This is a genomic window from Blastococcus sp. SYSU D00695 (assembly GCF_054050555.1).
The window spans coordinates 24693-31120 of sequence record NZ_JBJGZP010000036.1 but is presented as its reverse complement, the minus strand read 5'-3'; the positions used below and the strand labels follow the sequence as shown (position 1 = coordinate 31120).

Here is a 6428-nt window from a genome sequence, read left to right as displayed (position 1 = left end):
CGGCCGGCGCTCCGCGGCCGGCGCACGGTCGAGCAGCCGGCCGGCGTGGGCGCCGGCACCACCGGCCGCCGCGGCGGCCCGCAGCAACGGGGCGAGCGACTCGCCCTCGTCGAGGAAGACGCGCGCGTGGCCCTCCGGCGCCGCGAGCGTCAGCGCCCGCTCCAGCGCCGTGCGGGCGCCCGGGTCGTCGTCCCCGGCCCGGCGGGCGACCGCCAGCAGCACCGACAGCTGGAGGACGCTCCCGGGGCGCTCCCCCGTCTCGGCGGCGTGCACCAGCCGCTCCAGGAGCGCGGTCGCCCGGCCGAGGGCAGCCGGGTCGCCCGAGTCCGCGTGCACCGCCAGGAGCACGCGGGCGAGGGTGGCGTGCTCGTACTCGCGCAGGTAGGACGGTTCGTCGTCGGGCGAGAGCCCCCGCTCGCGCGCCCAGCCGAGCGCGTCGCCGACGCGGCCCTGCGCCACCCACATCCGCGCGCGCAGCGCGGGGATCGGCCGCACGTCGGGGAACAGGTCCCCCACGTACAGCCGCTCGGCCTCGTCGAGCAGCGCCACGGCGCCGTCCAGGTCCCCCTCGGCCGCCCGCAGCCGCGCCGTCGCCACCGTGCTGCGGTACCGGTTCTGCGGCAGGCCCGCGCCGTCCCCCAGGTCGGCGGCCGCGGCCAGGTGCGCCCGCGCCGCCGCCCGGTCGTCGCGCTCGAGGAAGACCTCGCTCAGCCCCACGTGCATGTCCGCCGCGCCGCGCAGCACCCGCCCGGGCTGCCGCGCCGCGGTGGCCAGGCCCGCCTCGTAGGTGGCGCGGGCGTCCCGCAGCCGGCCGCGGGCGAGGTCGATGTCCGCCAGGGCGATCGACACGCCCAGGGTGTCCGCGTGGTGGCCCGCGCGGTGCAGCCGGTCGCGCGACTCGGTCCACCACCGGTGGGCGGCGGGCAGGTCCCCGGTGGTCCAGTGCGCCAGCCCCAGCAGGCCCGCGGCCGCCCCGCGCACCAGGTGCTCGTCGTCGCCGGCCAGCTCGAGGACGCGTTCGGCGTGGGTCACCGTCCCGGGGAGGTCGCCGGTCAGGCGCGCCAGCGCCGCCCGGTAGACGGCGACCTGGCTGCGGACCGCCCGGACCAGCTCCGCGTCCGCCCCGGCGGCGGCCGCGCCCCCCGTGCCGACCTCGTCGAGCCAGCGCTCGGCGGCGCGCAGGTGCTCGTCCACGCCCGCCACCTCGCCGTGCACGAGGATCGCCCCGGCGTAGCCCGCGCGCAGGACCGGCCGGTCCCGCAGCACGTGCTCGGGCAGCTGCTCGAACCAGTGGCGCAGCGTCGTCTCCTGGCGGTCCTGCCGGGCCGCCGGCAGGGCCAGCTCCACCAGCTCGGCGGCCCGCTCGGGGTCCCCGCCGGCCAGGGCGTGCCGGATCGCCTCCCCGGACTCCCCGTTCGCGGCGAACCACCCGCTCGCCCGCCGGTGCAGCTCCGCGACCCGATCGGGTCGTTCGGCCAGCAGCCGCGCGCGCAGCACGTCGGCGAACAGGTGGTGGTACCGGTACCAGTGACGCCGGTCGTCCAGGGCCACGAGGAAGAGGTTCGCCCGGTCCAGGGCCTCGAGCGTCGCCGCGCCGCCGTCCCGCCCGGTCACGACGTCGCAGAGCGGGCCGCTGAGGCGGCTCAGGACGGCGGTCGACAGGAGGAAGTCCCGGACGTCGGCGGGCTGCCGCTGCAGCACCTCCTCGACGAGGTAGTCGACGACGTACCGGTCGTCACCGGCGAAGCCGGCGATGAAGCCGGCGACGTCGTCGCGGTCCTGCATCGACAGGGCCGCCAGCTGCAGCGCGGCGATCCAGCCCTCGGTGCGGGCGTCGAGCGCCGCGACGTCGTCCGCGGTCAGCGGCAGCCCCATCGCCCCGGTCAGGTACGCCGACACCTCGTCGGCGGTGAAGCGCAGGTCGGCCGCCCGCACCTCGACCAGCTCCCCCCGCGCGCGCAGGCGGGCCAGCGGCAGGGCGGGGTCGGCACGGGTCGCGATGACCAGGCGCACGGTCGGTGGCAGCCGTTCGAGGAGCCAGGCGAGCCGGTCGTGCACCTCCCGCGAGGCGATGAGGTGGTAGTCGTCGAGGACCAGCACCACGTCCTCGGACAGCGCGTCCAGCTCGTTGACCAGCGTGGCGAGCACCTCGTCCAGCGACGCGTGGGGCTCGGACAGCAGTGCGAGCGCCCGGTCGCCGGCCCCGTCGACCGCGGTCCGCAGGGCCGTCACCAGATAGGTCCAGAACGTGACCGGGTCGTCGTCCCGCTCGTCCAGGGCGAGCCAGGCGGTCGACCGCTCGCCGGCCGTGGCCGCCAGCCACTCCGTCAGCAGCGTGGTCTTGCCGAACCCCGCGGGAGCCGAGACCAGCGTCAGCGCCGCGTCCCCGCGGCTCAGGCGCCCGGTCAACCGGGGACGCGCCACCGAGCCGCGGCGCCGCCGCGGGACGTGCGTCTTCGTGCTGAGCAGCGGACCCACGGCGACCACCCACCTCACGAGGTCAGGCCCCGGCAGCTTCGACCTCGGTTCCCGGCCGCACCTCCGGCCCGGCCGACGCATCGTCCCAGGGCGCCCCGGGGGGCGTCGACGGGCCCGGGCCCGCACCACCACCTGTGCGCACCGGTGGCCGCCGGCCGACTCACCCGACCACGCGGCGCAGGAGACGCGTGACCGAGAGCGTCCTCCAGGGATGGGTACACCGGCCGATGTCCGGGGTAGAACCGTCCAGACCCGGGCGGCCCGCATGAGTCGGCCCCACTGGAGGCTGGACATGACGGGCAACACGACGCACCGCTTCACCAACACGACCGTCCTGGCGGTGCAGGCGGCCGACGCGCCGCAGGTGGTCACCTCCGCGGCCATCGACGAGCAGCTGCGCGGCACCTACGAGCGGGTGGGGCTGCGCACGGGCCTGCTCGAACGACTCGCCGGGATCCGCGAGCGCCGGTGGTGGTCCGACGGGACGAGCTTCGTCGACGGCGCCGCCACGGCCGGGGCGAAGGCGATCAGCGAGAGCGGCGTCGACCCGGCGCGCCTCGGGCTGATGGTCAACACCTCGGTGAGCCGCAGGTACCTCGAGCCGTCCACGGCGGTCGCGGTGCACCACGCGCTCGGGCTGCCCCGGTCGTGCCAGAACTTCGACGTGACCAACGCCTGCCTCGGCTTCGTCAACGGCATGGAGCTGGCCGCGGCCATGATCGACTCGGGCATGACCGACTACGTCCTGGTCGTCGACGGCGAGGACTCGCGGCCCGTCCAGGAGCGCACCATCGACATGCTGAACCGGCCGGAGACCGTCACCCGGGACGTCACCGCCCAGTTCGCCACGCTGACGCTCGGCTCCGGGGCCGTCGCCATGGTGCTGGGCCGGGCCGACCGGCACCCGGAGGGACACCGTCTCGTCGGGTCTGTCAGCCGGGCGGCCACCGAGCACCACGAGCTGTGCGTCGGGGACAACGACATGATGCGCACCGACCTCAAGGGCCTGCTGGACGCCGGGCTCGCCCTCTCCGAGGACCTCTGGGCGGACGCCGCCGAGGACTTCGACTGGGCGGCCGGCATGAGCCGCTACATCGTCCACCAGGTCTCCAAGGTCCACACCAAGGCCATGTGCGACCGGTTCTCCATCGACCCCGGCCTCGTGCCGACGACGTTCCCGACGCGGGGCAACCTCGGCCCGGCGTCCGTGCCGTTCACCCTGGCCGGCCAGCAGGACACCCTCGTCGACGGCGACCGGGTGCTGCTCATGGGCATCGGGTCCGGCCTCAACGCCTCCTGCCTCGAGATCGCCTGGTGAGCGAGCGCGACCGGACTCCTCCCCCGCCGGCGCTCCCGGGCCTGGACCCGGCCTGGTCGCGCGTCCTGCGGGTCGCGGACGCCGCCGGCGTGGAACACGACTGGCACGTGCTCGACAACGGCGTCGCCGACCCCGTCGGCACGCTGCTGTGCGTGCACGGCAACCCCACGTGGTCCTACCTCTGGCGCCGGTTGCTCGCCGCAGCTCCCCCGGGCTGGCGCGTGGTCGCGCCCGACCAGCTCGGCATGGGCTGGTCGCAGCGGCCGGCCGGGCCCCGGTCGCTGGAACGACGGGTGGCCGACCTCGGCGATCTCACCGCGGCGCTCGGGATCACCGGCCCGGTGGTCACCGTGGGCCACGACTGGGGTGGCGTGATCTCCCTGGGCTGGGCGCTCGAGCACCGTGAGCAGCTGCGCGGGGTGGTGCTGGCCAACACCGCGGTGGCGATGCCGCCCGGCGACGTCGGGCCGGCCCTCATCCGCCTGGCGCACGCCCCGGGGGTCCGGGCCGCCGTCACCGTCGGCACCCCGGTGTTCGTGCGGGCGACGACGCTGCTGTCCCGCCCGCCGCTGCCCGCGGACGTGCGCCGCGCCTTCGCCGCCCCGTACGGCTCCGCGGCGCGCCGGCGCGCGGTCGGTGACTTCGTCGCCGACATCCCCTTCTCCCCCACCCACCCCTCCCGGCCGGTCCAGGAGCGCATCGCCGAGGACATCCGGTCCCTGGAGGTGCCGGCCCTGCTGCTGTGGGGCCCGGGCGACCCGGTGTTCGGCGAGCGCTACCTCGACGACCTGCGCGGCCGGCTGCCGCACGCCTCGCTGCACCGCTACGAGGGGGCCTCGCACCTCCTCCCCGAGGACGCACCCCAGTACGCCGAGGCCGTCGCCCAGTGGGTGACCGAGCTGCCCGGCGCGGAGCCCGCGCCCCGGCCGTCCGCGTCGGGGCCAGATCCGGCGGGCGAGGCCCCCCGCCCCCTGTGGGCGGCCCTGTCCGAGCGCGCCGCCGACGACTCCCCCGCCGTCGTCGAGGTGGGCGGTGCGACCGTTTCCTGGGCGCAGCTGCACCGGCGGGTCGAGCACCTCGCCGCGGGGCTCGCGGCGACCGGGGTCCGGCCGGGACAGCGCGTCGCGCTCCTCGTGGAGCCGTCCGCGGACCTGACCGCCGCCGTCTACGCCGTCTGGCGCGCGGGGGCGGTCATCGTCGTCGCCGACAAGGGGCTGGGCCTGCGCGGCATGCGACGTGCCCTGCGCAGCGCCGCGGTGGACCACGTCATCGCCAGTGCCGCCGGCCTGGCCGCCGCGCGCCTGATGGGCCTCCCCGGCTCCCGGATCGTCGCGGGAGCGGTGCGGCCGGGCGCCGCGCGCGTCCTCGGCGCGGCACGCACCCTCGACGAGGTGGAGCGCGTCGGCCGCGGGGCCCCGGCGCCCGACGACCGGCCCGGCGACGGCGACTGCGCCGTCCTGTTCACCTCGGGGGCCACCGGCCCGGCCAAGGGCGTCGTCTACACGCGGTCCCAGGCGGCGGCCCAGCTGGCGCTCGTGCGCGCCACCTACGGGCTGACGGGCGAGGACCGTCTGGTGGCCGCGTTCGCGCCGTTCGCCCTGCTCGGCCCGGCGCTGGGCATCGGCTCGGCCGTCCCCGACGTGGACGTCACCGCGCCGGGCTCGCTCACGGCCGCGGCCCTCGCCGACGCCGCGGCCGCGGTCGAGGCGACGGTCGTGTTCGCGTCCCCGGCAGCCCTCCGCCGGGTCGTGGCCACCGCCGGTGACCTGACTCCCGCCCAGCGGTCCGCGCTCGCTGGGATCCGGCTGCTCATGTCCGCCGGCGCACCCGTCCCCGTCCCGTTGCTGGAGCAGCTGCGCACGGTCCTCCCCGCGGCCGAGGCGCACACGCCGTACGGCATGACCGAGGTCCTGCCCGTCACCGACGTCTCCGCCACCGAGCTGGCCGGGTGCGGTCCCGGCGAGGGGGTGTGCGTGGGGCGGCCCCTGTCCGGGGTCGACGTGCGGATCAGCCCGCTGGGCGCGGACGGGGCCGCCGACGGCCCGCTGACCGACGACCCCGCCGTGACGGGCGAGGTCTGCGTCCGCGCCGCGCACGTCAAGGACCGCTACGACGCCCTGTGGGCGACCGAGCGGGCCTCCTCCCGGCCGGCCGGCTGGCACCGCACCGGCGACGTCGGGCACCTGGACGCCGCGGGCCGCCTGTGGATCGAGGGTCGGCTGCCGCACGTGATCTCCACGAGGGGCGGCCCCGTCACCCCGGTGGGCATCGAGCAGCGCGCCGAGCTCCTCCCCGGGGTGTCGGCCGCCGCGGCCGTCGGCGTCGGCCCGGCCCGGGCCCAGGTCGTCGTGGTGGTGGTCGTCCCGGACCGGTCCGGCGCGAGCGGCTCGTCCCGGCCGCGCGGCCGCCGGGGCGGGCGGCCGGGGATGGCCGTGGCCGCGCCCGACCTGGCGGACGCCGTCCGGGCCGCGGCCGGCGTCGACGTCGCGGCCGTGCTGGTGACCTCCCGGCTCCCGGTCGACATCCGCCACCAGTCGAAGGTCGACCGTGCCCGCGTCGCGCGGCAGGCCGGTCGGCTCCTCGAGGGCACCCGGCGCCGCGGAACGGGACGCCGGCGGTGGTGAGGGTCCTG

At 77.4% G+C, this 6428-nt stretch carries 3 protein-coding genes; 2 read left to right on the top strand and 1 reads right to left on the bottom strand.

Annotated elements, in window-relative coordinates; translation table 11 throughout:
* Window positions 1-2478: helix-turn-helix transcriptional regulator (locus ACI781_RS17605; protein WP_456567423.1), on the bottom strand; the 2478-nt coding region annotated here is incomplete at its 3' end.
* A 292-nt stretch (window positions 2479-2770) separates the two neighbouring features.
* Between ACI781_RS17605 and ACI781_RS17600 the strand changes: the two genes are divergently transcribed.
* Together ACI781_RS17600 and ACI781_RS17595 are read left to right on the top strand one after the other, a co-directional pair.
* Window positions 2771-3796: a 3-oxoacyl-ACP synthase III gene (locus ACI781_RS17600; protein ID WP_456567422.1), complete on the top strand. Its 1026-nt coding sequence runs from the start codon at window positions 2771-2773 to the stop codon at window positions 3794-3796.
* Window positions 3793-6420, top strand: coding sequence for an alpha/beta fold hydrolase (locus ACI781_RS17595; protein WP_456567421.1), 2628 nt, complete (start codon window positions 3793-3795; stop codon window positions 6418-6420). The genes ACI781_RS17600 and ACI781_RS17595 overlap by 4 nt, the downstream gene beginning before the upstream one ends.
* The last annotated feature ends 8 nt before the right edge of the window (window positions 6421-6428 follow it).

Excerpts from the sequence above, each read along its gene's own strand:
- ACI781_RS17600 (WP_456567422.1), top strand. The coding sequence starts at position 2,771 with ATGACGGGCAACACGACGCACCGCTTCACCAACACGACCGTCCTGGCG.